Origin of the sequence: uncultured Marinococcus sp. (assembly GCF_947493875.1) — a bacterium.
Classification (GTDB): domain Bacteria; phylum Bacillota; class Bacilli; order Bacillales; family Marinococcaceae; genus Marinococcus.
In genome coordinates, this window is record NZ_CANLSU010000001.1 from 68837 (window position 1) to 92355 (window position 23519).

Sequence of the window (23519 nt, forward strand, 5' to 3'; positions counted from 1 at the left end):
AGAGGTGAGCATTGTTGAATGATAGAACACTCCGTGTGCTGGAATACGAAAAAATGAAAGAGCAGCTGCAGGCTCATGCCGGCTCCACTCTTGCCAAAGAACGGATTGAACAGCTGCAGCCATACCGGGAGCTCGCAGAAGCGAAGGAAGCACAAAACTTTACCGCAGAAGCGGCTAAAGTCATTCGGCTTCGGGGCCAGGCGCCACTCGGCGGCATCCGTCAGATCCATGCCCACGTGCGCCGCGCACAAATCGGCGGCATGCTGAACGCCGGCGAGCTTACAGAGGTTTCGGACACATTATACGCGGGCCGCCGGATACGGTCATTTATTCTGGACATGACAGAGGAAACGGTCGATCTTCCGCTGCTTGAGGGGCTGGTACGGCAGATAGTTGCGCTTCCGGAGATTGAAAAGCAAATCCGTGATTGTATAGATGAAAACGGGGTGGTTCTCGACAGCGCAAGCTCCGCCCTGCGCGGACTCCGGCAGCAGATGAGAAGCCTCGAATCGTCGGTGCGTTCAAAGCTTGAACAGTATACCAGGTCGCCGGACCAGCAAAAACGCCTGTCCGATTCCATCGTAACGATACGTAATGACCGGTATGTGCTGCCAGTGAAGCAGGAATACCGTTCGTCCTTTGGCGGCATTGTCCACGACCAGTCTTCCACAGGGGCTACTCTGTTCATTGAGCCGCAGGCGGTGGTTTCGATGAACAACGAACTGAGGGAGGCAAGGCTGAAAGAACAGCGGGAAATTGAGCGTATTCTACAGGAGCTGTCTTCGTACATTGCTGAAGACGGGGAAGCGATTCTGGTAAATATGAATACGCTGACCGAGCTTGATTTCACGTTTGCCAAGGCTTACTATGCAAGAGACCAGAAAGCGGTGCAGCCCGAGCTGAATAATGAAGGGAGATTCCGGTTCATGGAGGCGCGACATCCGCTCATTGACCCGGAAGAAATGGTGCCGCTCGACCTGGAGCTTGGAGAAGAATTTGGTACGCTTGTCATTACCGGGCCCAACACTGGCGGTAAAACCGTGACTCTTAAAACAGCCGGTCTGCTGACGCTCATGGCCCAGTCAGGGCTGTTTGTTCTCGCAGAAGAAGAAGCAGAGGCCGCTGTGTTTTCGAAGGTGTTTGCCGATATCGGGGATGAACAGTCGATTGAGCAGAGCTTAAGTACGTTTTCTTCCCACATGACGAATATTGTAGATATTGTCAAGCAGGTGGACAATGAGTCATTCGTGCTTTTCGATGAAATTGGTGCCGGCACGGATCCGGAAGAAGGTTCGGCTCTTGCGGTCAGTATTCTGGACTATGTTCAGGACGCCGGGGGCAGGTTAATCGCGACGACCCACTACAGTGAACTAAAGGGATATGCGTATAACCGCGAAGGCGTCATGAATGCAAGCGTCGAGTTTGATGTGGAAACATTGAGGCCAACCTATCGTCTGCTCGTAGGCGTGCCGGGCCGAAGCAACGCGTTTGCTATTTCAAGACAGATTGGCCTGCCGGATTCTATTATCTCCAATGCGGAAAAAGAAATGAGCACAGATACAAAGCAGGTCGAAACGATGATTGCTTCTCTGGATGAACAAAGAAAAGAAACAGAATCGGCATGGCAGGAGGCAGATGAACTCCGGCAGGAAGCATCCAGACTCTGGCAGGAATTGAACACTGCCTGGAATGAAGTGCTGCAAAAACGGGATCAGATTATTGCAAACGCGGAAGGGAAAGCAAAAAGCGAAGTCGATAAGGCGAAAGCCCAGGCCGAAGAAATTATTGCCGAACTGAAGGAGATGCAGAAGGAAGGCGCGGAAATTAAAGAACACCGCCTGATCGAAGCCCGCAGACAGATGGAACAGGCAGCGCCAGCGATGACTAAAAAGCAGAAACAGGTGAAACAAAAAGCCCAGAAGGAACGTACCTTTGAAGTGGGAGATGAAGTGAAGGTGCTTCGCTTCGGGCAGCGGGGACACATTGTTGAAAAGGTAAATGACAAGGAATTTCAGGTGCAGCTCGGTATCATGAAAATGACAGCGAAGCCCGAAGAAATGGAAAAGCTTAAATCAGAGCCCGCCAAAGAACCGAAGCGTCAGACAGCTACGACTTCTACAGCGGCACCGGCGAAGCCTGAACTGGACCTGCGCGGTGAAAGGTACGAAGATGCCGTACAGCGTCTTGAAAAATACCTCGATGAAGTGGTGCTCGCCGGTTACCGGGAAGTCCATATCATCCATGGAAAAGGCACCGGGGCTCTTCGCAAGGGTGTGAAAGAATATTTAAAAAATCATCCCAGCGTAAAATCCACCAGGGATGGCGGAATGAATGAAGGCGGCATCGGTAACACGGTGGCAGAACTTAAGTAAGCGGAGGGGTGCACGTGGATGTGTGGATGAATAATGCTTTTATAAATACAGCCGGCAACTTCAGCGTTGCTGTACTCTCCCTGGTAATTTTTCTATGGATATTTGAAATTATTACTCCTTACCGCAACTGGGAGGAAATCAAGAAAGGAAATATCGCTGTCGCTCTGGCGACCGGGGGGAAACTGTTTGGGGTTTCCAACATTCTTCATTATTCCATCATGCATAACGACGGCATTCTGTTTATGCTTTTATGGGGTTTTTATGGCTTTGTATTATTGATTTTAAGCTATTTAATTTTTGAATTTCTTACTCCTATGTTTAAGGTGGATGAAGAAATCAGCAGGGATAACCGTGCAGTGGGAATCATTTCTTTTATTATCTCGGTGGGTGTTTCTTTTGTAATAGGTGCCGGAATTATCAATTAAATAGAAAAAAATGTAATATAAAAGCCACAAATAGTTAATTAATTAGGACTATGTATGTGTATTATAGTTGACATCCCTTTACAGATTATGTACATTTATAACTAACTAAAATACTGTGCCAGTATTACCCAAACGAAATGAAGCGCCTTACTCTGTTACGGGAGTGAGGCGCTTTTAAAGGCATTATTCAGGCGGGGTGAAACAGAAGCCGGCATAATAGTTGGTTTTGTTTGAAAGGGTGGCAGATACGTATGGGGAAAAATCAAAACAGGAAGCATGCACAGATTATCGAGGCGGGGATTAAGGTAATTGCTGAACATGGTTATCATCAGGCGAAGGTGTCGGATATTGCCAAAGAGGCAAAGGTAGCAGACGGAACGATTTATTTGTATTTTAATAATAAAGAGCATATATTAATCTCCATTTTTGAGGAAAAAATGCAGGAGTTCATGCAGAAGCTCGAGACCATCACGCAAAGGGATGTTTCTGTTAAAGAGCAGCTGTATGAAATGGCCCAGCTGCAGCTTGAATTTATGGAGGGCCGGCCAGAGCTTGCTACGCTTGCCCACTTTGAGCTTTTGCAGACGAAGGGCGAGATTCATGACAATATGCAGCGCATACTGGGTCCGTTTTTTCAGGCGGTGATCAATATTGTGAACAGGGGAAAAGACGAACAGGTCTTTCCCTCATCACTTTCTACAGAAATTGGCAGAATCTGCTTTGTCGGCATACTCAATGAAGCGATCACCACGTGGGTGATGGAAAATGGAAGCTATTCATTGGCAGCACAGGGACCGGTGCTTGCAGAAATAGTTTATCAGGCGCTGCAGACGGAAATATAAATTAGGCGTGGCCTTTGAAAAAGTTTAAGCTAAACGTTAGCCAGTAAAGCGCGGGAATGCTATAATAACGAAGAATAAATGCAAAGATAGAGATATAAAGGAGGAACCATTCATGGCTATTGTCAATGTATCGGACCAAAACTTTGCAGGTGAAACGTCCGACGGAGTAGTGCTTGCGGACTTTTGGGCACCATGGTGCGGACCTTGTAAAATGATCGCTCCAGTACTCGAAGAAATCGACACAGAAATGGGCGAACAGATTAAAATTGCTAAATTAGATGTTGATGAAAACCAGGAGACAGCCGGAAAATACGGTGTAATGAGTATTCCAACACTAATGATCTTTAAAGACGGCGAAGTTGTCGAGCAGGTAGTCGGCTTTCAGCCTAAAGAACAACTGGTGGAGCTTTTGAACAAACATTTGTAAAAACACGAAACTGCTGGTCCCTGGGCCGGCAGTTTTTTGTTTCTTCTTCATGAAAAAAAGGCAGGGAACACCATAGATATTACACGCCAAGAGGGGTTGGGCACATGACTCAATTAAAAGAAAAGCTGGCGATTCTTCCGGATCAGCCTGGCTGCTATTTAATGAAAAATAAACACGGCACCGTTATATATGTAGGCAAGGCAAAGGTGTTGAAAAATCGGGTGAGATCCTATTTCACGGGGTCGCACGACGGAAAAACCCAGCGGCTCGTAATGGAAATTACCGATTTTGAATATATTATGACCTCTTCCAATCTGGAAGCATTAATCCTTGAAATGAATTTGATTAAAAAGTATGAACCAAAATATAACGTGCTTCTTAAAGATGACAAGTCCTACCCGTATATTAAAATTACTAACGAAGAGCATCCCCGTCTGATTATTACGAGAAAGATAAAAAAGGACGGCGGTAAATACTTTGGCCCGTATCCGAACGCTGGTGCAGCAAACGAAACAAAGAAGCTGCTCGATCAATTGTATCCGCTGCGTAAATGCCGGACAATGCCCGACCGGGTTTGTTTATACTACCATATTGGCCAGTGTCTGGCCCCCTGCGAATTTACGGTGACGAGAGACCAGTACGACGACATGATTCAGCAGATTGCACGGTTTTTAAACAACGGCCACCACGAAATACGGGCGGAGCTTCAGACCAAAATGGAAACAGCTTCGGAACAGCTGGAATTTGAACGAGCCAAAGAGCTGAGGGATCAAATACAGCATATTGATTCCGTCATGGAAAAGCAGAAAATGTCTGTGAAGGATCAGGCGAACCGCGATGTGTTTGCGTACAGCTATGACAAAGGCTGGATGTGCGTGCAGGTATTTTTTGTAAGACAGGGAAAATTGATTGAAAGGGACGTTTCTCTTTTTCCAATGTATCAGGAGCCTGAAGAGGACTTTCTTACCTTCCTGGGCCAGTTCTATATGCAGGAACAGCACATGAAGCCGTCAGAAATATTTATCCCGGACTCGGTGGACGCCTCCATGGCGGAACAGTTTGTAAACGTGCGGGTTCAGCAGCCAAAGCGCGGCCAGAAAAGAGAACTGCTTGATTTGGCGGAGAAAAACGCCCGGCAGGCGCTCAGCGATCGCTTTGCATTGATTGAACGGGATGAAGAACGGACGGTAAAAGCGGTGGAGCAGCTTGGTGAAGCGATGGGTATTGATACACCATACCGCATGGAGGCTTTTGACAACTCGAATATCCAGGGGACGGACCCTGTTGCGGCAATGGTTACATTTGTAGATGGGAAGCCGTGGAAAAAAGGGTATAGAAAATATAAGGTCAGAGACGTACAGGGGCCGGACGACTATGCGTCCATGCGGGAGGTTGTGCGAAGAAGATATATCCGTCTGTTAAAGGACGAAGCGGCGCTGCCGGATCTGATTCTTATTGATGGCGGAAAGGGCCAGTTAAGTGCGGCCGTCAGCGTTATTGAGGATGAGCTTGGTTTAAATATTCCGGTAGCGGGACTTGCTAAAGACGATAAGCACCGCACCTCGGAGCTCCTTATGGGAGAAGAGGCCGTCAGAGTACCTCTCGAACGGCACAGCTCTGCTTTTTACCTTCTGCAGCGTGTTCAGGATGAGGTGCACCGTTTTGCAATTACTTTTCACCGTCAGACACGCGGAAAAACAATGTTTTCTTCTCTCCTGGACGATATTAACGGGATTGGACAGAAGCGCAAGCAGATGCTTCTAAAGCATTTTGGATCTGTGAAAAAAATGAAGGAGGCCTCCTTTGAGGATTTTAAACAGCTTTCTCTCCCGGATGATGTTATTACGGAGCTGATGAAAAAGCTGGAGGAGGATTCTACACTTTCGAAATAATAAACGTTCGCTGATGCATATCAGCGAACGTTTTGCTATATGGTGTGATGTGGGTTACTCCCATTTAATATGCATAGTCGTGGATTTTTTCTTTTCTTCTATGTAAGTTTCCGCGTACGTATCCTTCATCTGTGACCACTGCTCTGCCAGAAAGCCGCCTTCTAAAGCTTTTGTGAACGAATTTTCCCTTTCATAAACGGACAGCTCAGCAATGACGTCTTTTTTTCTTTCTTTTTTCCAGAGGAGCTCTCCCCAGCCGGCATCATGGAAAAAATCAGCCACCTCACCAGGAGAGCTGCATGGATAGCGGCGGGCAAGCTGTTTTCCGGCCCAGTATAATATCGCATGCTCGTCAGAGCCTAAAATATCAGGAAGAACATTTTTCCTCAGTAATTCATACCCGAAGGCAGCTGGTTTATTTGTTTCTTCTTCCATTTCCATCACCACTTTCTACATCTGATATTATACATGCTGGAGTTGGAAATCTCTATAGATTCCCAAAATCATACATGATATACTAATGCACGATTATGACGGAGGGACCGATATGAAAAATGTTTTTGCAGAAAAAATGACACCATTTCGCATGATCATCGGTGCCTACGTTTTTTCAATGCTGTTGTTCAGTTTACTGCTCTGGCTGCCAATTTCACATCAGCCGGGGCATGAATTAACATATATCGAAGCTTTGTTTACCTCAGTATCCGCCGTCAGCGTAACAGGACTGACAGTGATTCAGGTGTCTGACACTCTGAGCTCTGTCGGGATTGCGTTTTTAGCACTGGCGATGCAGGTGGGCGGCATTGGAATTATGTCTCTGGGCACGTTTGTGTGGATGGTTTTTGGAAGAAAAATTAATTTATCCCAGCGGTTACTGATTATGGTGGACCAGAATCAGTATAAGTTTTCGGGAATGGTCAAGCTGATGAGAAACATCCTGCTGCTTGCTTTAGGTATTGAAGCCATGGGGATGCTGATACTTGGTACATACTTTCTTCGTTATTTTGATTCGACGTGGGAAGCTTATTATCAGGGCGGCTTTGCCGCGCTTAGTGCTTTTACCAATGCTGGCTTTGACGTCACAGGGCAATCGCTCATCCCTTTTGCTGAAGACTACTATGTCCTGTTTGTCGTCATCACTCTGATCTTTGCCGGGGCGATTGGCTTTCCGGTTCTGATGGAGGTCCGGGAATATCTGACAAACCGTGAGCGGTTTAATTTCAGCCTGTTTACGAAAGTGACGACTACGACGTACTTTCTCGTATTTGTGCTCGGGGCGGTCAGCATATGGGCACTTGAATTCGGCTTTTATTATGATGGTATGGCCTGGCATCAGCAGTTTTTCTTTTCGATGTTTAACTCAGCGACCACAAGAAGTGCCGGGTTGTCGGTAATGGATGTTTCGGCGTTTTCTATGCCGACGCTTCTTCTGATGTCGGGATTGATGGTTATCGGGGCGAGTCCATCGAGTGTCGGGGGAGGGATCCGGACGACCACCCTTGCTGTAATGTTTTTGACGATTCGGAGCTTTGCGCTTGGACGCTCGGATGTCAAAGTATTCAACCGCCAGATTGACCCGGAGGATAAACAGCGGACGTTTATTGTCATTTCCTTTTTTATTGTAGGTTTATTGGCTGCGATTACTCTAATCAGCGCCTTCGAACGCGGCAATGCAGAAGTGGAATTGATTGATATTATTTTTGAAACAAGCTCGGCCTTCGGAACCTGTGGGCTTTCGACCGGGCTGACGGATGATTTTTCCACCCCGAGTCACGTGCTGCTCATGTGCCTGATGTTCATCGGACGGGTGGGAATCCTGGTGTTTTTATTCTCAGTGAAAAAGAAAGAAACAAAATCGCATTATAGATATCCAACAGAACGCATAATTATTGGCTAGCCGGAGAGGGAATTCTCCGGCCTTCTTTATTGCAGGGGAAGTGAATCGTATAAAAGATGAATAATATACATTTAAGATGCTGTATACGTTTTCTTGACGGGTAATTTTAGGGGGAGTACAATTAACGTAATGTTTCGTACAATTCCCTGAATATTTCTTTTCGGTTTTGTGACTAATTGGTTGTATCGTGCATGCATATGCATTTTGCAAAAGGGAAAAGAAGCAGGAGACACAGCCGGCACACGAGTACATAGAAAACAGGAGACTGTAATTCTGTTTATTGTGCGGGCAGTGGAAAGTTCAGCAAGGGGGTAATGGAGCCGGAAAAGAAAGCAAGGCAGAAAAACAGGATGGAGAGAATTTTTATGCTAATGGAGGAGGATGAATATGGCTTTAAATAAGGAATTTGCCGCCCGGAGGCTGCACTCGCTTCTTGGTATTATTCCAATTGGACTATTTTTAATGCAGCACTTCGTAGTAAACCATTTCGCGACCAGGAGTGCTGAAGCGTTCAACGGAGCGGCTCACTTTATGGAAAATTTACCGTTTCGTATCTTTTTAGAGATGTTTCTCATTTATATTCCTATACTGTTTCACGGGATTTACGGACTTTTTATTGTATTTCAGGGCAAGGCGAATGCGAAGCGCTTTGGCTACTTTCGTAACTGGATGTACATTTTCCAGCGTATCACCGGGGTATTTCTGCTGGTGTTTATTACCTGGCACGTCTGGGATACATGGGTGCAGGCCCAGTTCTTCGGTGCTGAAGTAAACTATCAGATGATGGCTGATATCGTAGCGAATCCTTGGATGCTCGCATTTTACATCGTAGGTATCCTGTCTGCCACATTCCACTTTTCAAACGGTTTATGGTCATTTTTGGTTACATGGGGTATTACGGTTACGCCAAAAGCCCAATTGGCTGCAACATATTTCACTTTGTTCGTTTTCGTAGCGATGTCTGTGATTGGCCTTCGTGCTATTTTCGCATTCGTATAAGATCGGTTTTTTAATAAACTAAAGGAGTGAAACATCCGCATGAGTAATGGAAAAGTTATTGTCGTAGGCGGAGGACTGGCAGGACTGATGGCAACAATCAAGGCCGCTGAAGCAGGTTCTCAGGTGGACTTGTTTTCAATTGTACCGGTAAAACGTTCTCACTCTGTCTGTGCTCAGGGCGGCATGAACGGTGCCGTCAATACAAAAGGTGAAGGTGACTCCCCGTGGGAGCACTTTGATGATACTGTATACGGGGGCGACTTCCTGGCAAACCAGCCTCCGGTAAAAGCTATGACAGAAGCGGCTCCGGGGATCATTCACCTGATGGACCGCATGGGCGTTATGTTCAACCGGACTCCGGAAGGACTGCTCGACTTCCGCCGTTTTGGCGGCACCCAGTTCCACCGTACGGCTTACGCCGGAGCAACGACTGGCCAGCAGCTGCTGTACGCGCTGGACGAGCAGGTTCGCCGTTATGAAGTAGAAGGGCTTGTCAATAAATACGAGGGATGGGAATTTCTTTCGGCTATTCTGGATGAGGAGCAGGCCTGTAAAGGCATTGCCGCTCAAAACCTGCGCTCGATGGAAATTGAAACGTTCCGGGCTGATGCAATCATTATGGCTACGGGCGGCCCTGGCATCATTTTCGGTAAATCCACGAACTCCATGATCAACACCGGCTTTGCCGCCTCATCGCTTTACCTGCAGGGCGTCAATTATGCCAACGGTGAATTTATCCAGATTCACCCGACTGCAATCCCCGGCGATGATAAGCTCCGGCTGATGAGTGAATCTGCGCGTGGGGAAGGCGGACGCATCTGGACATACAAAGACGGCAAGCCATGGTACTTCCTTGAGGAAAAATACCCGGCGTACGGTAACCTCGTTCCGCGGGACATTGCCACGCGTGAAATCTTTGATGTCTGTGTTAACCAGAAGCTGGGTATTAATGGGGAAAACATGGTCTATCTGGATCTTTCCCATAAAGATCCGCATGAACTCGATGTAAAGCTTGGCGGGATTATGGAAATCTATGAAAAGTTCATGGGTGATGATCCGCGGAAGGTGCCAATGAAAATCTTCCCAGCTGTCCACTATTCGATGGGCGGCATGTGGGTTGACTATAACCAAATGACAAACATTCCGGGTATTTTCGCTGCCGGGGAGTGTGACTATACTCAGCACGGCGGTAACCGACTCGGAGCAAACTCCCTGCTTTCCTCTATATACGGCGGGATGGTTGCCGGGCCGAACGCGGTGGAGTATGCCAACAGTCTGGAAAAATCAGCGGAAGATCTTTCTTCTTCGCTTTTTGAAACAAAGAAACAGGAAGAGCAGCAGGAGTTCGACAGGATTATGAACATGAACGGCACCGAAAATGCCTACGCGCTTCATAACGAACTCGGGGAATGGATGACAAACAATATGACTGTGGTCCGGGAAAATGATAAACTGCTCGAAACAGATGATAAACTCCAGGAGCTTCTTGAGCGCTGGGAGAACATTAACATGCACGACAGCTCCAAATGGAATAACCATGCCGCAATGTTTACCCGCCAGCTTAAAGGAATGATCCACCTGGCCCGCGTGATGACGCTCGGAGCTTATCACCGTAATGAAAGCCGCGGTGCCCACTATAAACCGGAGTTTCCGGAACGTAATGATGAAGACTTCCTGAAAACCACGAAGGCTAAATACAATCCGCAAACCAATCATCCGGAATTTGAGTACGAAGAGGTTGACACGTCGCTGATTAAGCCGAGAAAACGGGATTATTCCCAAGGAAAAGCATCTTCAGAGAAGGGAGCAAGTAACTAATGAGTGATGCACAAGCGCAAGAAACGCGTAACGCAGAAGAAACCGATACAAAAAAAGTGAAGTTTATTATCACCCGTCAGGATGACCCGGAGAGTCCTTCCTATGATCAGGAGTTTGAAGTTCCCTACAGAGAAAACATGAACGTTATCTCCGCCCTGATGGAGATCCGCAGAAATCCGGTCGACAGCCAGGGCAACCAGGCGAATCCGGTTGTCTGGGATATGAACTGTCTCGAGGAAGTATGCGGCGCCTGTTCGATGATTGTTAACGGTACGGCCCGCCAGTCCTGTACGGCCCTGATTGATCAGCTTGAACAGCCGATCCGTCTGGAGCCGATGAAAACATTCCCGGTAATGAGAGACCTTCAGGTGGACAGAAGCCGGATGTTTGATTCCCTGAAAAAGGTTAAAGCATGGATTCCGATCGACGGTACGTACGATCTTGGTCCAGGGCCGAGAATGGCAGAAAATAAGCGCCAGTGGTCGTATGAGCTTTCCAAGTGCATGACGTGCGGCGTGTGCCTCGAGGCCTGCCCGAACGTAAACGATGACTCTTCATTTATCGGTCCTGCAGCTATTTCCCAGGTTCGCCTGTTCAACTCCCATCCAACAGGGGAAATGAACAAATCCGAGCGTCTGGAAGCCTTGATGGGTGAAGGCGGGATCAGTGGATGCAGTAATGCCCAAAACTGTGTGGAAGTATGTCCGAAGGGGATCCCTTTAACAACCTCCATTGCTGCCATGAACCGCGAAACAAATATCCAGTCGTTTAAAAACTTTTTTGGCGGCGGAAATTAATTGATAAAAGGGCAGCCTCCGGGCTGTCTTTTTATTTCATGTTTTATGTGAATTATAGGTGCGCTGTACCCGGCAAAAAGGGTAGGAAAGCCTGATGGGGTCCTGCAGGAGAAACCGCTGCGTCTATTCTTGTTTCCCGCAAATCAGAGTGGTACAATATAAAAGTATTTTACATACTGAAACCGCTTATAATAGCAGTGCACAACGCTCCAGGGTTATAGGAGCAGTTCGCAGTTGCGACTTTATTAAGGGTGAAGTACAATATAAAAAGCCTGCTTTCTAGAAAAGCGCACATGTTGAGCGCTTTTTAGTGAAAGCGATCTATATTGAAAAGGGGTATAAATCATGCAGGAAAAAACATTTACTATTACAAACGAAACAGGAATCCACGCGCGTCCGGCGACGCAGCTCGTAAACAAAGCCGGCCAGTTTTCTTCAGATATTTCTTTAGAATACAACGGCAAATCCGTAAACCTGAAATCGATCATGGGCGTTATGTCTCTCGGCGTTGGAAAAGGATCCGAAGTAACGGTTAAAATTGAAGGTAATGACGAAGAAGATGCCATGGAAGCAGTGGATCAAGTGATTAAAGAAGGGCTTGGGGAATAATGAGTGCCAGCCTGACCGGAATTGCTGCCTCAAAAGGAATAGCAATTGCAAAAGCTTTCCTTTTGGAACAACCGGAATTGGATGTAAGTAAAAAACCGGTGGATAACGCCCAGGACGAAATCACAAGATTTAAAGAAGCAGTCCAGGAGTCCAAGCAGGAGCTTCAGGTTATTAAAGAAAAAACACTTCAGGACATGGGAGAAGACCAGGCTGAGATTTTTTCTGCACATATGCTCGTACTGGAAGACCCTGAGATTATGGACGGTGTCTCCAGTAAAATTACGGAGGAGAGTGCCAATGCAGAATATGCTCTCAGTGAAGTAGCGAACATGTATGTAGATATGTTTGAGAACATGGATAATGAATACATGAAAGAACGTGCTGCGGACATCCGGGACGTATCCAAGCGTGTACTCATGCATTTGTTTGGACTCGAAAATACCAGTCTGGCAACGATTGATCAGGAAGTTATCGTTATTGCTGATGATCTGACCCCTTCTGATACTGCTCAACTCAATGAATATGTGAAGGGCTTTGCTACAGACATCGGCGGTCGTACTTCCCATTCTGCGATTATGGCCAGATCGATGGAAATTCCAGCTGTAGTGGGAACGAAAGAAGCAACAGACACGATTAATCAGGACGATCTTTTAATTGTTGACGGCCTTGAGGGCCGGGTGGTCATCAACCCAAGTGATGATGAAGTGCAGGAGTATAAAGAGAAGCTGGAGCAGTTTAACCGCCAGAAAGAAGAATGGGCAAAGCTGGTCAATGAACCAACAAAAACAGAAGATGGTCATACGGTGGAATTAGCGGCTAACATTGGCACCCCGAATGACCTCGACGGTGTTTTATCCAACGGTGCTGAAGGCATCGGTTTGTACCGGACAGAGTTTTTGTATATGGGCAGAAACGAGCTTCCTTCCGAAGAAGAGCAGTTTGAAGCTTATAAAGAAGTGCTTGAGCGTATGGAAGGAAAGCCAGTCGTTATACGTACGCTTGATATCGGCGGTGACAAGGAGCTTCCTTATCTGGACCTGCCAAAGGAAATGAACCCGTTTCTCGGCTTTCGTGCGATCCGGCTCTGTCTCGAAGAGAAGGATATGTTCCGCACGCAGCTCCGTGCCCTGCTGAGGGCCAGCTCTTTTGGGAAATTAAAAATTATGTTCCCGATGGTGGCAACAGTAGAAGAAGTGCGTGAAGCAAAATCGATGCTTGCAGAAGCTAAGAAAGAACTGCAGGATGAAAACATCGAGGTTTCCGGGGATATTGAAGTGGGGATTATGGTAGAGATCCCTTCCACAGCAGCAGCAGCAGAGATTTTTGCTAAAGAAGTGGATTTCTTCAGTATTGGGACAAATGACTTGATCCAATACACTCTGGCTGCAGACCGGATGAGCGAAAAAGTAGCTCATTTGTATCAGCCTTATCACCCGGCGATTCTTCGTTTAGTTAAAAATGTGATCGATGCCGCTCATAAAGAAGGCAAATGGGCAGGCATGTGCGGCGAAATGGCCGGCGAGCCTGTAGCGGTCCCTCTTCTTCTGGGACTCGGATTGGATGAATTCAGCATGAGTGCCACCTCGGTACTTCCAGCAAGAACCCAGCTCCGCTCGTTGAAAAAAACGGACGCAGAGGGTCTTGTAGAGGAAGCAATGAAATGTTCTACAGCAGATGAAATTGCTGAACTTGTTGAAAACAGAGGCTTTGTCATTCAATAAACTGAAAGCAGGAAAACAAAAAGCCTGGAACCGTTGGTAGGTTCCAGGCTTTTTTGTGGGTGATGAAACGTATATTTTCTTGTATACTGAAAAAGTTAATGTTCTTCAGCTGAAAAAGCTTTTGAACGGAATTTATAAAATTGTCAGCAGCTCCGGAACTGCACAGAAGATATCAGATAGTCTGTTTGGTTCCAACCCGGATAACAAGTTCTGAAAATGGAGAGAAGCAAACATGAAACAACCTATTGGCGTTATCGATTCAGGTCTTGGAGGCCTTACTGTGGCCCGCGAAATTTTAAGGCAGCTTCCGAAAGAAGAAATGATATACATAGGGGATACTGCGAGGTGTCCATACGGGCCCCGTCCGATTGAGGAAGTAAGGGAGTTTACCTGGCAGATGATTGCAAGGCTGCAGTCTGAAAATATCAAAATGCTTGTGATTGCGTGCAACACAGCAACAGCTGTAGTGCTTGAGGAAGTAAAGCAAATTTTGGATATTCCAGTCGTAGGGGTGATTACACCCGGGGCTATATCAGCGTTGAAGGTCACCAAAACAGATCAGGTGGCCGTGATTGGAACCAGCGGCACTGTAAAAAGCGGTGCCTATGAGCGGGCGTTAAAATCTATTAATGAAGATGTGGAAGTTACGTCACTTGCCTGTGTACCGTTCGTTCCGCTCGTGGAGCAGGGACAGTGCGGGGGCAGAGCTGTTCTTGATATTGTAAAGCAGACGCTGCGGCCGCTAAAGTACGCTTCGTATGATACGCTGATTTTAGGGTGTACTCATTATCCGCTGCTCGAAGGTGTGATTCAGGAGGCAGTGGGTCCGGACATTCAGTTAATCTCCTCTGGTGATGAAACAGCCAGGGAAGTAAGCACACTGCTTAATTATCATGAAACGTTAAATACGGGAGAAATCCCTCCGTTTCACAGGTTTTACACTACCGGGCCCGAAAAAGAATTTCGGAGCATAGCAAACCAATGGATGGATCAGCAGATAGAACATGTAGTATCTATTCGACTTGATAGTGACGACCGGTTTGCCGGGAGTGAAAAGAAAGGAAGATTACATGAATCGATTGGACGGAAGGGAATGGAATGAGCTTCGTTCTATTCAAATTGAAACAGATTATTTAAAGCATCCGGAGGGTTCGGTACTGATATCCTTCGGTGACACAAAAGTAATTTGTACAGCGAGTATTGAAGAGCGTGTCCCACCTTTTATGCGTGGGGAAAAGAGGGGTTGGATCGCAGCCGAATACTCGATGCTCCCAAGAGCAACAGAAACCCGTAATATCCGGGAAGCGGCCCGGGGCAAGCTTACCGGAAGAACGATGGAAATCCAGCGCTTAATCGGACGGGCTCTTCGGGCGGTAGTGGATCTGAAGCTCCTGGGAGAGCGGACCATCTGGATTGACTGCGACGTGATTCAGGCAGACGGGGGAACGCGTACAGCTTCAGTAACAGGGGCTTTTATTGCTCTTGCTATGGCTGTGCAGTCCTACCATGAGAAGGGAAAATTTAAAGGCTTCCCTATTACGGATTACTTAGCAGCTGTTTCCGTAGGCCTTAACGCTGACCAGGAAACCATCCTCGACCTTGCCTATGCAGAAGATTCTCAGGCAAATGTGGATATGAATGTAGTAATGACGGGAAAAGGCGAATATGTAGAAGTACAGGGCACAGGCGAAGAAGCTTCATACACAAGAGGACAGCTAAGTAGCATGCTTGACTCTGCAGAGGCGGGGATGCATGAAATCATTCAGCTTCAAAAGCAGGTTATCGGGCCTGCGGCTGCTTCTATTCAGGAGAACTTTTCAAATGACAGCAGCGGAAGGGAGTTATAATGAAAACGGTAGTAATAGCTACAAAGAATGCGGGAAAAGTAAAAGAGTTTGAACAAATGTTTGGCAGTGAGTATAAAGTGGAATCGTTACTGGAGAAAAATATTGATGATATTCCAGAAACCGGCGCCACCTTTGAAGAAAATGCCATTATTAAAGCAGAGGCTGTAAGAGATCAACTCAACTGCACGGTGGTTGCAGACGATTCCGGGCTGGAGATTGACGCCTTAGACGGGCGCCCGGGTGTTTACTCCGCACGTTTTGCGGGAGAAGATAAAGATGATGAAGCAAATATAGAGAAAGTGTTACATGAAATGAAGCAGGTGCCCCGCGGCGGTCGCAGTGCCCGTTTTGTGTGTGTACTGGCTGTGGCGTTTCCGGATGGCAGCGTTCATACATTTACGGGAACATGTGAAGGGGAAATAGCAGAAGCGAAAGCTGGAGATAACGGATTTGGCTACGATCCCGTCTTTTATCTGCCGGATTACGAAAAAACGATGGCGGAGCTGACCGCAGAAGAAAAGCACCGCATCAGCCATCGGGGCAAGGCGCTTGAAAGATTGCGCGTCCAGGGACAAAATCTTCTGCAGGACGACTGAAAATAATTTTTGCGAATCATAGAGAGTTGGAGGCAGAATGAATGGACATTTTAGTAGTAAGCGACAATCATGGAAGTGAAGAAGTATTAAAGCAGGTGCTCGACCGTCATCAGGGCGGGGTAAGTGCTGTACTGCATTGCGGAGATTCGGAAGCCTCACCGGAAAATAATCTCCTGAACGATGTGCATATCGTTCAGGGAAATGTGGACAGTCCGGGAAACTTTCCTGATGAATTAACAGTAAACGTGGGCCATATAAAAACGTATCTTACTCACGGACATTTATATCAGGTGAAAACGTCTTATACTTCACTCTTTTCCAAGGCTGAAGAGATTAATGCAGACCTGGTTTGTTCCGGGCATACTCACGTAGCGGGAGCGTTTGAAGAGGACGGAACGATTTTTGTGAATCCAGGAAGCCTGCTGCTGCCGCAGGAGCGTCCTGAGCAGACCTATGCTATCGTAAATGTCTCTAACCAGGGCCAGTCGATCAACGTCCATTTTTATGAAAGAGAGTCAGGCAGCGAGCTTCTTGAACTTTCGCAAAGCTTTCCATTTCCAGAGGGAGAATAAAATCCCTCTGGAAACCTTTATTGACTTTTAGGAGAAAATATTTTAACATAATGAATGTCGCAAAAAACAGATGTCCCAGTAGCTCAGCTGGATAGAGCAACAGCCTTCTAAGCTGTAGGCCGCAGGTTCGAGTCCTGCCTGGGACACCATTTCCTAATTAATAATATGCCAAGAGACAGAAGAGGATTTCCTCTCCTGTCTCTTTTTATTTATTTCACCCATGCTGGAAGGGAAGGCGGGGCGAACCCAGAAAATGCTTCAGGGGGGCCTTTACTCCTGCTTTAAAAGAAATAATGTCAGGTTATATTGCAAGATCGTGGACAATAATTCTTATATCTGATGCAGAAGTACAAATTATCTAAAAAGTTTCTGCAAAATGGTTGACCATAAACTGTATTCGGCGTAATATATACGTCAAACGTTAAAAATGTATTCAGAGAAAGAACATTTGCCTTTTGAGGGTGTACACGTTACCGTGTTCATTAAGAGGGCAGACGATAGATTGAAGGGACGCAGAGGTGATATCAGTGGCGGAACAATGGATATTTATGGACGGAGAGTTCGTCAAAAAGGAAGATGCCAAAATCTCCGTATATGATCATGGTTTTTTATACGGTGACGGTGTTTTTGAAGGCATTCGCGTATATAACGGAAATATTTACAAACTGGATGAACACCTCTTGCGTTTATATCACTCTGCAAAATCGATTATGCTTGATATCCCTCAATCGAAGGAAGATATGACGGAAATTATCAGGCAGACATTGCAGAAAAATAAACTCGAAGATGCTTATATCCGGCTTGTTGTTTCAAGAGGTGTAGGGAATCTTGGCCTGGATCCGGCATCATGTGCAAACCCTTCTATTATAGTTATTGCAGAGGAGCTTGCAATCTATCCAAAGGAATTTTACGAGCATGGCCTCGAAATTGTGACAGTTGCTACCCGGCGGAACCGGCCGGATGTATTAAGCCCAAAAGTGAAATCATTAAATTATTTGAATAATATACTGGTGAAGATGGAAGCAAGCCTTGCAGGGGTCAGCGAAGCGTTAATGCTTAACGATCAGGGCTATGTGGCCGAAGGCTCCGCAGACAATATCTTTATTATTAGAAACGGTGTGCTGATGACACCGCCGGGTTACATTGGGGCTTTAGAGGGCATCACCCGGCAGGCGATTCTGGAAATGGCTGAGGATATGGGGTATGACGTGCGCGAAGAAGCGTTTACGAGACATGATGTCTATACCGCAGAAGAAGTGTTTCTGACCGGAACAGCTGCAGAAGTCATTGCTGTGGTAAAGGTAGATGGAAGAGTGATCGGCGATGGCCAGCCGGGAGAAGAGACAAACCGGCTTCTGCGTGCTTTCAGACAAAAGGTTGTGGAAGACGGAGTAAAAGTTTATTCAGACAATTCACGCATAGAGATTGGCTAATTGCCTGATTACATGTACAATATAATTAAATAGTATTGATAAATCGACGACAGGGACCAGTAAATAACAGATTTTCCTTCACAGAGAGCTGCCGCAGCTGAAAGAGCAGCAGGAAATCGTATTGAACTCCCCCTTGAGAGCCTCCCTGAACCCAAGTAAGGAAGGCCGGATGCCTACACGGCCTCCGTTATGGCAAACCGAACCGCAAAAACGGTTCTTAAGGCAATAAGTGCGAGCTTATTGTAAAAAAGGGTGGTACCGTGAAAAGCAGACGTCTTTTCGCCCCTTTAGAGCAGCAGCAGCTGTCTATTGGAGGTGAAAGGGCGTTTTTTATTATCCGGAGAAGTCCTTTTTAAGGGTGGCGGCATGGCATTGACGCAGGCGTGGAGAAAAAAGTAATTTGAGTATAAAAGGAGGAGCGAGTATGAACACAAGAGTGAGAGAAGTAAAAGGGCGTGAATTGAAAGACGAAAACCAGGAAATGAGTGGCTCAAGCATGCTGATCCAGGCTTTGGCCCGGGAAAATGTAGATACCATTTTCGGCTATCCCGGCGGAGCTATTCTTCCAACGTATGATGAAATCTACCGTACCGGTATCCGCCATATCCTCTCCCGGCATGAGCAGGGCGCTATTCATGCAGCAGAGGGGTACGCAAGAGTTTCAGGGAAGCCCGGTGTGTGTGTAGTAACATCAGGCCCTGGAGCTACAAATGTGGTAACCGGCATTGCCGACGCCATGATTGACTCTCTTCCTCTTGTGGTTGTGACCGGCCAGGTGGCAACATCGGTAATCGGTACGGATGCTTTCCAGGAAGCGGATATTCTGGGTATCACGATGCCGATCACAAAGCACAATTTTCAGGCACGGTCGGTGGAGGACCTTCCGCGAATCATCCGGGAAGCATTCCATATTGCCACTACCGGACGTCCGGGACCGGTCGTAATTGACCTTCCTAAAGACGTATCCATTGCCTCCGGGATGTTTCATTACGATGATGAGCCGAACCTTCCCGGATATCAGCCGACATATACGCCAAACAAGCTTCAGATCCGCAAGCTTGCTGAAGCGGTAACGAAAGCGAAGCGCCCGGTTATTCTGTCAGGAGCAGGCATTCTGCATGCCGGCGCTTCTCCGGAACTGCTTGAATTTGTCGAACAGCAGCAGATCCCGGTTGCTTCCACACTTCTTGGGCTTGGCGGGTTTCCCGGCACTCATGAACTGGCACTCGGCATGGCGGGTATGCATGGGACGTACGCAGCCAATATGGCCCTCCATGAAGCCGACCTGCTTATCAATATAGGCGCCCGCTTCGACGACCGTGTCACCGGTAATTTGGAACACTTTGCCCCGCAGGCAACAGTTGCCCATATTGACGTTGATCCGGCAGAAATCGGTAAAATCATTGAAACGCATATTCCGGTTGTGGGAGACGCCAAAGAAGCATTGCGCCTGTTAAACGAAGTGAATCCAAAGCCGGGCGAAAGCGTGCGCTGGAGAATGAAAGTGGACGAATGGCAGCAGGAGTTTCCGCTCTGGTACAAGGAAGGCTCTGAGTATATTAAACCGCAGAAGCTTACAGAGCTTGTTTACGAAAAAACCAACGGGGAAGCAATTATCACGACAGATGTCGGCCAGCACCAAATGTGGGCTGCCCAGTACTACAAATTCGATCATCCGAACGCCTGGGTGACAAGCGGCGGTCTAGGAACGATGGGCTTTGGTTTTCCGGCTGCTATCGGTGCCCAGTTTGCCGAACCGGATCGTCAGGTAGTGGCTATTCTTGGAGATGCCGGCTTCCAGATGACAATGCAGGAGCTTTCCATCCTGCAGGAGCTGAATCTTCCGGTGAAGGTGCTTCTGGTCAACAACGCATCGCTCGGCATGGTCCGCCAGTGGCAGCAGCTCTTCTATGAAGAGCGGTATTCCAACTCCCTGTTTCCAATCCAGCCGGATTTCGTGAAGATGGCGGAAGCGTATGATATTAAAGGGTATAAAATTACCGACGAAAATGAAGTGGCAGGAGTGCTTGAAGAAGCATTCAACTACAACGGACCGGTGCTTATCGACTGCAGAGTACACGAAGAAGAAAACGTGTATCCGATGATCGCTCCCGGACAGGGGCACCATCAAATGGAAGGAGTGAAACCATGAGGCGGACCATTACAGCGACAGTAAACAACACAACAGGAGTGATGAACCGCATTACCGGTCTCTTTGCCCGCCGTCATTTCAATATCGAAAGCATCACAGTCGGAATGACGGAAAACCCGGAAGTGTCTAGAATGACATTTGTGGTCAATGTGAGCGACCAGCGGGGGCTTGACCAGGTCATCAAGCAGCTGAATAAGCAGGTGGATGTATTAAAAGTCCGTGATATTACCGATGAAGCGATTGTAGCCAGAGAGCTTGCGATGATTAAAGTCATGACAGGCTCCGGCCAGCGTGGAGAAATATCGGATTTAATTGCACCGTTCCGGGCTACAGTTATCGATGTGGGAAGAGAGAGTGTCACGATTCAAGTGACCGGAGACACACCAAAGGTGGAAGCACTCATCGATCTGTTAAGGCCTTACGGCATTAAAGAAATGGCCCGCACGGGTGTAACAGCCTTTCAACGGGCAACGAAAAAAAGCAGTGATCAAACCAGGTATTCCATTATTAATTAATGAGTATTCATAAAAGGAGAGGTTCCAGCAATGGCAAAGGTATTTTATAACAACGATGTAAATGAGGCAGCACTACAGGAGAAAACAGTAGCAATCGTAGGGTATGGCTCACAGGGCCACGCCCACGCACAAAACCTGAGGGAAAGCGGCGTTCACGTTATCATTGGGCTCCGTAAAGGAAAGTCTTGGGACAAGGCCTCGGAGGATGGATTTGAAGTATATTCGGTAAAAGAAGCGTCGGCGAAAGCAGACGTTATCATGATCCTGCTTCCGGATGAGTATCAGCCGACGATTTACACAGAAGAAATCAAGCCGGAGCTTAAAGCTGGAAAAGCGATTGCATTTGCGCATGGCTTCAATATTCATTTCAGCCAGATTGTGCCGCCGGAAGACGTGGACGTATTCATGGTAGCACCGAAAGGGCCGGGACATATTGTGCGCCGGACATTTGAACAGGGCGCCGGAGTACCTGCTCTGTATGCTGTGTATCAGGATGCAAGTGGAAACGCCACAAACTCTGCGCTTGCTTATGCAAAACAAATCGGTGCGGGACGTGCCGGAATTCTGGAAACATCGTTCCAGGAAGAGACCGAAACGGACCTTTTCGGAGAGCAGGCCGTTCTTTGCGGCGGAACGTCCGCGCTTGTTAAAGCCGGATTTGAAACGCTTGTTGAAGCCGGGTATCAGCCGGAGATTGCATATTTTGAGTGCCTGCACGAACTGAAACTGATCGTCGATCTGATGTATGAAGGCGGCCTTGAAGGCATGCGCTATTCCATTTCAGACACGGCTCAGTGGGGAGATTTTCAGGCTGGACCGCGCATCGTAACGGAAGATACCAAACAGGCAATGAAAGGTATTCTGACCGATATTCAAACCGGCCGTTTTGCTAAAGGATGGATTGCAGAAAACCAGGCGAACCGCCCAGAGTTCAACGCTACCAATGCCCGTGAGAGAAATCACCTCGTTGAGCAGGTGGGCCGCGAACTCCGCGAAATGATGCCGTTTGTTAACCCAAATTCCAAGGGAGTGTAATGCTGTGAAAAACATTAACGTTTTCGATACGACGCTTCGAGATGGAGAGCAGACGCCGGGCGTCAACCTGAACTTTGAAGAAAAGCTTCAAATTGCGAAACAGCTCGAACGTCTGGGTGTTGATATTATTGAAGCGGGGTTTCCAGCCGCTTCTAAAGGCGATCTTCGTTCTGTGAAGGAAATTGCGGATACTGTCAAAAACAGTTCAGTAACCGGGCTGTCCCGCGCCCTGACTTCTGATATCGATGCCTGCTGGGAAGCGTTAAAGGGAGGGGCAGAGCCAAGAATCCACGTATTTCTGGCCACGTCCCCGATCCATCGTGAGCATAAGCTCCACATGACTCAGGAACAGGTGATTGAGACAGCAGTTAAAGCGGTACGCTATGCAAAAGAGCGTTTTTCCAAGGTCCAGTTTTCAGCAGAGGACGCCTGCCGGACAGAGCTTCCATTTCTGGCGGAAGTGGTCGAAGCAGTCATTGACGCCGGAGCAGATGTAGTAAACCTGCCGGACACGGTCGGATTTATCATGCCGGAGGAGATCCGCAGCATGTTCCGCTATATTAAAAACGAAGTGCCAAACGCAGATAAAGCTGTACTGTCGGCTCACTGTCATGACGATCTCGGCATGGCGACTGCCAATTCTCTGGCCGCTGTCGAAGGCGGCGCGGAGCAGGTGGAATGTACAATTAACGCTGTCGGGGAACGTGCCGGTAATGCTTCTTTGGAAGAAATTGCTGTAGCTCTTCATATCCGGAATGATTTTTACGGTAAATCCACTAACATTACGCTGAACGAAATTAAACGGACAAGCAGTCTTGTCAGTTCACTCATGGGTATGCAGGTGCCAAACAATAAAGCCGTGGTCGGCGACAACGCATTTGCCCATGAATCCGGTATTCATCAGGATGGCGTACTGAAAGAAACATCCACGTATGAAATTATTACGCCGGAGCTCGTCGGTGTAGAAGCGAACCGGATGGTACTTGGTAAGCTTTCCGGACGTCATGCCTTTAAAGAAAAGATTATTTCTCTCGGCTATAACGCGACCGAAGAAGAGATCAATAAAGTGTTCAAATCCTTTAAAGAACTCGCAGATAAGAAAAAAGAAATTACAAATGAAGATATTTTTGCATTAATGGCCGATGAAAAAGCCGGTGATGCAATGAAGTATTATTCTCTTGAAACACTGCAGGTGACGTACGGGACGTCAAATATTCCGACGGCTACGGTTACAGTGCTGGACCAGGCAGGAGAGCGTATTGAAAACGCGGGTACTGGTTCTGGAAGCGTGGAGGCCCTTTACAACACGCTTGAAAAAATTGTAGGGGAAGGCTTCACGCTCCAGGATTACCGTATCCAGTCCACTACCGGCGGCCGTGATGCGCTGGCAGAAGTATTCGTGCGGCTGGCATTTGAGGAAACGGAATCCAGTGGACGCGGAACGGATAACGACGTACTTGAAGCGTCCGCAAAAGCTTATATTAACGCCGTGAACCGTGTGTTAAACCAGCGTCGTGCAGAAAACCAGCCTAAAGTAGCAAATATATCCACGCCATAAAATAATTACTGA

General features: G+C 47.4%; 21 protein-coding genes, 1 tRNA gene and 1 other annotated feature. Of the genes, 21 read left to right on the top strand and 1 reads right to left on the bottom strand.

The annotated features are described in order from the left end of the window. Positions 1–14: 14 nt before the first annotated feature. From Q0757_RS00285 to uvrC, 5 genes are all read left to right on the top strand, one after another. Positions 15–2372, top strand: a complete 2358-nt coding sequence (locus Q0757_RS00285) for an endonuclease MutS2 (protein ID WP_298783523.1) — start codon at positions 15–17, stop codon at positions 2370–2372. A gap of 26 nt (positions 2373–2398) precedes the next feature. Beyond that, a complete protein-coding gene (locus tag Q0757_RS00290) occupies positions 2399–2797 on the top strand; it encodes a DUF350 domain-containing protein (RefSeq protein ID WP_298784475.1) in 399 nt (132 codons plus the stop codon). Between the two features lie 251 nt (positions 2798–3048). Further along, positions 3049–3639, top strand: coding sequence for a TetR/AcrR family transcriptional regulator (locus tag Q0757_RS00295; RefSeq protein ID WP_298783524.1), 591 nt, complete (start codon positions 3049–3051; stop codon positions 3637–3639). A 112-nt stretch (positions 3640–3751) separates the two neighbouring features. Next, on the top strand, positions 3752–4066 hold the full coding sequence (gene trxA, locus Q0757_RS00300) for a thioredoxin (protein WP_022793132.1): 315 nt from the start codon (positions 3752–3754) through the stop codon (positions 4064–4066). Between the two features lie 104 nt (positions 4067–4170). After that, on the top strand, positions 4171–5958 hold the full coding sequence (gene uvrC / locus Q0757_RS00305) for an excinuclease ABC subunit UvrC (RefSeq protein WP_298783527.1): 1788 nt from the start codon (positions 4171–4173) through the stop codon (positions 5956–5958). 54 nt (positions 5959–6012) lie between these two features. On the opposite strand, the gene Q0757_RS00310 is transcribed toward uvrC, so the two are convergent. Then, a complete protein-coding gene (locus tag Q0757_RS00310) occupies positions 6013–6393 on the bottom strand; it encodes a DUF2507 domain-containing protein (RefSeq protein ID WP_298783528.1) in 381 nt (126 codons plus the stop codon). A gap of 112 nt (positions 6394–6505) precedes the next feature. Here Q0757_RS00310 and Q0757_RS00315 point away from each other — a divergent pair, with 112 nt between their 5' ends. The 16 genes from Q0757_RS00315 to Q0757_RS00390 all read left to right on the top strand — a co-directional run bounded on the left by Q0757_RS00315 (position 6506) and on the right by Q0757_RS00390 (position 23507). Continuing rightward, positions 6506–7855, top strand: coding sequence for a TrkH family potassium uptake protein (locus Q0757_RS00315; RefSeq protein WP_298783530.1), 1350 nt, complete (start codon positions 6506–6508; stop codon positions 7853–7855). Positions 7856–8242: 387 nt separating this feature from the next. Continuing rightward, positions 8243–8854 carry a succinate dehydrogenase cytochrome b558 subunit gene (locus Q0757_RS00320; protein ID WP_298783532.1) on the top strand — a complete coding sequence of 204 codons (612 nt, stop codon included), beginning with the start codon at positions 8243–8245 and terminating at the stop codon, positions 8852–8854. Between the two features lie 39 nt (positions 8855–8893). Next, positions 8894–10672: a succinate dehydrogenase flavoprotein subunit gene (gene sdhA, locus Q0757_RS00325; protein WP_298783534.1), complete on the top strand. Its 1779-nt coding sequence runs from the start codon at positions 8894–8896 to the stop codon at positions 10670–10672. Further along, positions 10672–11469 (top strand): succinate dehydrogenase iron-sulfur subunit, encoded by a 798-nt coding sequence (sdhB, locus tag Q0757_RS00330; RefSeq protein ID WP_298783536.1) that lies wholly within the window; start codon positions 10672–10674, stop codon positions 11467–11469. Before sdhA ends, sdhB begins: the two co-directional genes overlap by 1 nt. A gap of 345 nt (positions 11470–11814) precedes the next feature. Further along, on the top strand, positions 11815–12078 hold the full coding sequence (locus tag Q0757_RS00335; protein WP_298783538.1) for a phosphocarrier protein HPr: 264 nt from the start codon (positions 11815–11817) through the stop codon (positions 12076–12078). Then, positions 12078–13799, top strand: a complete 1722-nt coding sequence (ptsP, locus tag Q0757_RS00340) for a phosphoenolpyruvate--protein phosphotransferase (RefSeq protein WP_298783540.1) — start codon at positions 12078–12080, stop codon at positions 13797–13799. The genes Q0757_RS00335 and ptsP overlap by 1 nt, the downstream gene beginning before the upstream one ends. A gap of 232 nt (positions 13800–14031) precedes the next feature. Next, complete coding sequence (gene racE / locus Q0757_RS00345; RefSeq protein WP_298783542.1) at positions 14032–14901, top strand: glutamate racemase; 870 nt, start codon at positions 14032–14034, stop codon at positions 14899–14901. After that, a complete protein-coding gene (gene rph, locus Q0757_RS00350; RefSeq protein ID WP_298783544.1) occupies positions 14870–15646 on the top strand; it encodes a ribonuclease PH in 777 nt (258 codons plus the stop codon). The genes racE and rph overlap by 32 nt, the downstream gene beginning before the upstream one ends. Further along, the gene (locus Q0757_RS00355) at positions 15646–16242 is read left to right on the top strand and encodes an XTP/dITP diphosphatase (protein WP_298783546.1); all 597 of its coding nucleotides are present in this window, start codon (positions 15646–15648) and stop codon (positions 16240–16242) included. Before rph ends, Q0757_RS00355 begins: the two co-directional genes overlap by 1 nt. Positions 16243–16283: 41 nt before the next feature. After that, positions 16284–16814, top strand: a complete 531-nt coding sequence (locus Q0757_RS00360; protein WP_298783549.1) for a metallophosphoesterase — start codon at positions 16284–16286, stop codon at positions 16812–16814. Positions 16815–16886: 72 nt separating this feature from the next. Further along, positions 16887–16963, top strand: a tRNA-Arg gene (locus tag Q0757_RS00365). Positions 16964–17341: 378 nt separating this feature from the next. After that, positions 17342–18247, top strand: coding sequence for a branched-chain-amino-acid transaminase (gene ilvE / locus Q0757_RS00370; protein ID WP_298783551.1), 906 nt, complete (start codon positions 17342–17344; stop codon positions 18245–18247). A 37-nt stretch (positions 18248–18284) separates the two neighbouring features. Further along, positions 18285–18537, top strand: a binding site (T-box leader). Positions 18538–18671: 134 nt separating this feature from the next. Beyond that, the gene (gene ilvB / locus Q0757_RS00375; protein ID WP_298783553.1) at positions 18672–20399 is read left to right on the top strand and encodes an acetolactate synthase large subunit; all 1728 of its coding nucleotides are present in this window, start codon (positions 18672–18674) and stop codon (positions 20397–20399) included. After that, the gene (gene ilvN / locus Q0757_RS00380) at positions 20396–20914 is read left to right on the top strand and encodes an acetolactate synthase small subunit (RefSeq protein ID WP_298783555.1); all 519 of its coding nucleotides are present in this window, start codon (positions 20396–20398) and stop codon (positions 20912–20914) included. Before ilvB ends, ilvN begins: the two co-directional genes overlap by 4 nt. A 30-nt stretch (positions 20915–20944) precedes the next feature. Next, positions 20945–21949: a ketol-acid reductoisomerase gene (gene ilvC / locus Q0757_RS00385; protein ID WP_298783557.1), complete on the top strand. Its 1005-nt coding sequence runs from the start codon at positions 20945–20947 to the stop codon at positions 21947–21949. Between the two features lie 4 nt (positions 21950–21953). After that, positions 21954–23507 carry a 2-isopropylmalate synthase gene (locus Q0757_RS00390; RefSeq protein WP_298783559.1) on the top strand — a complete coding sequence of 518 codons (1554 nt, stop codon included), beginning with the start codon at positions 21954–21956 and terminating at the stop codon, positions 23505–23507. The last annotated feature ends 12 nt before the right edge of the window (positions 23508–23519 follow it).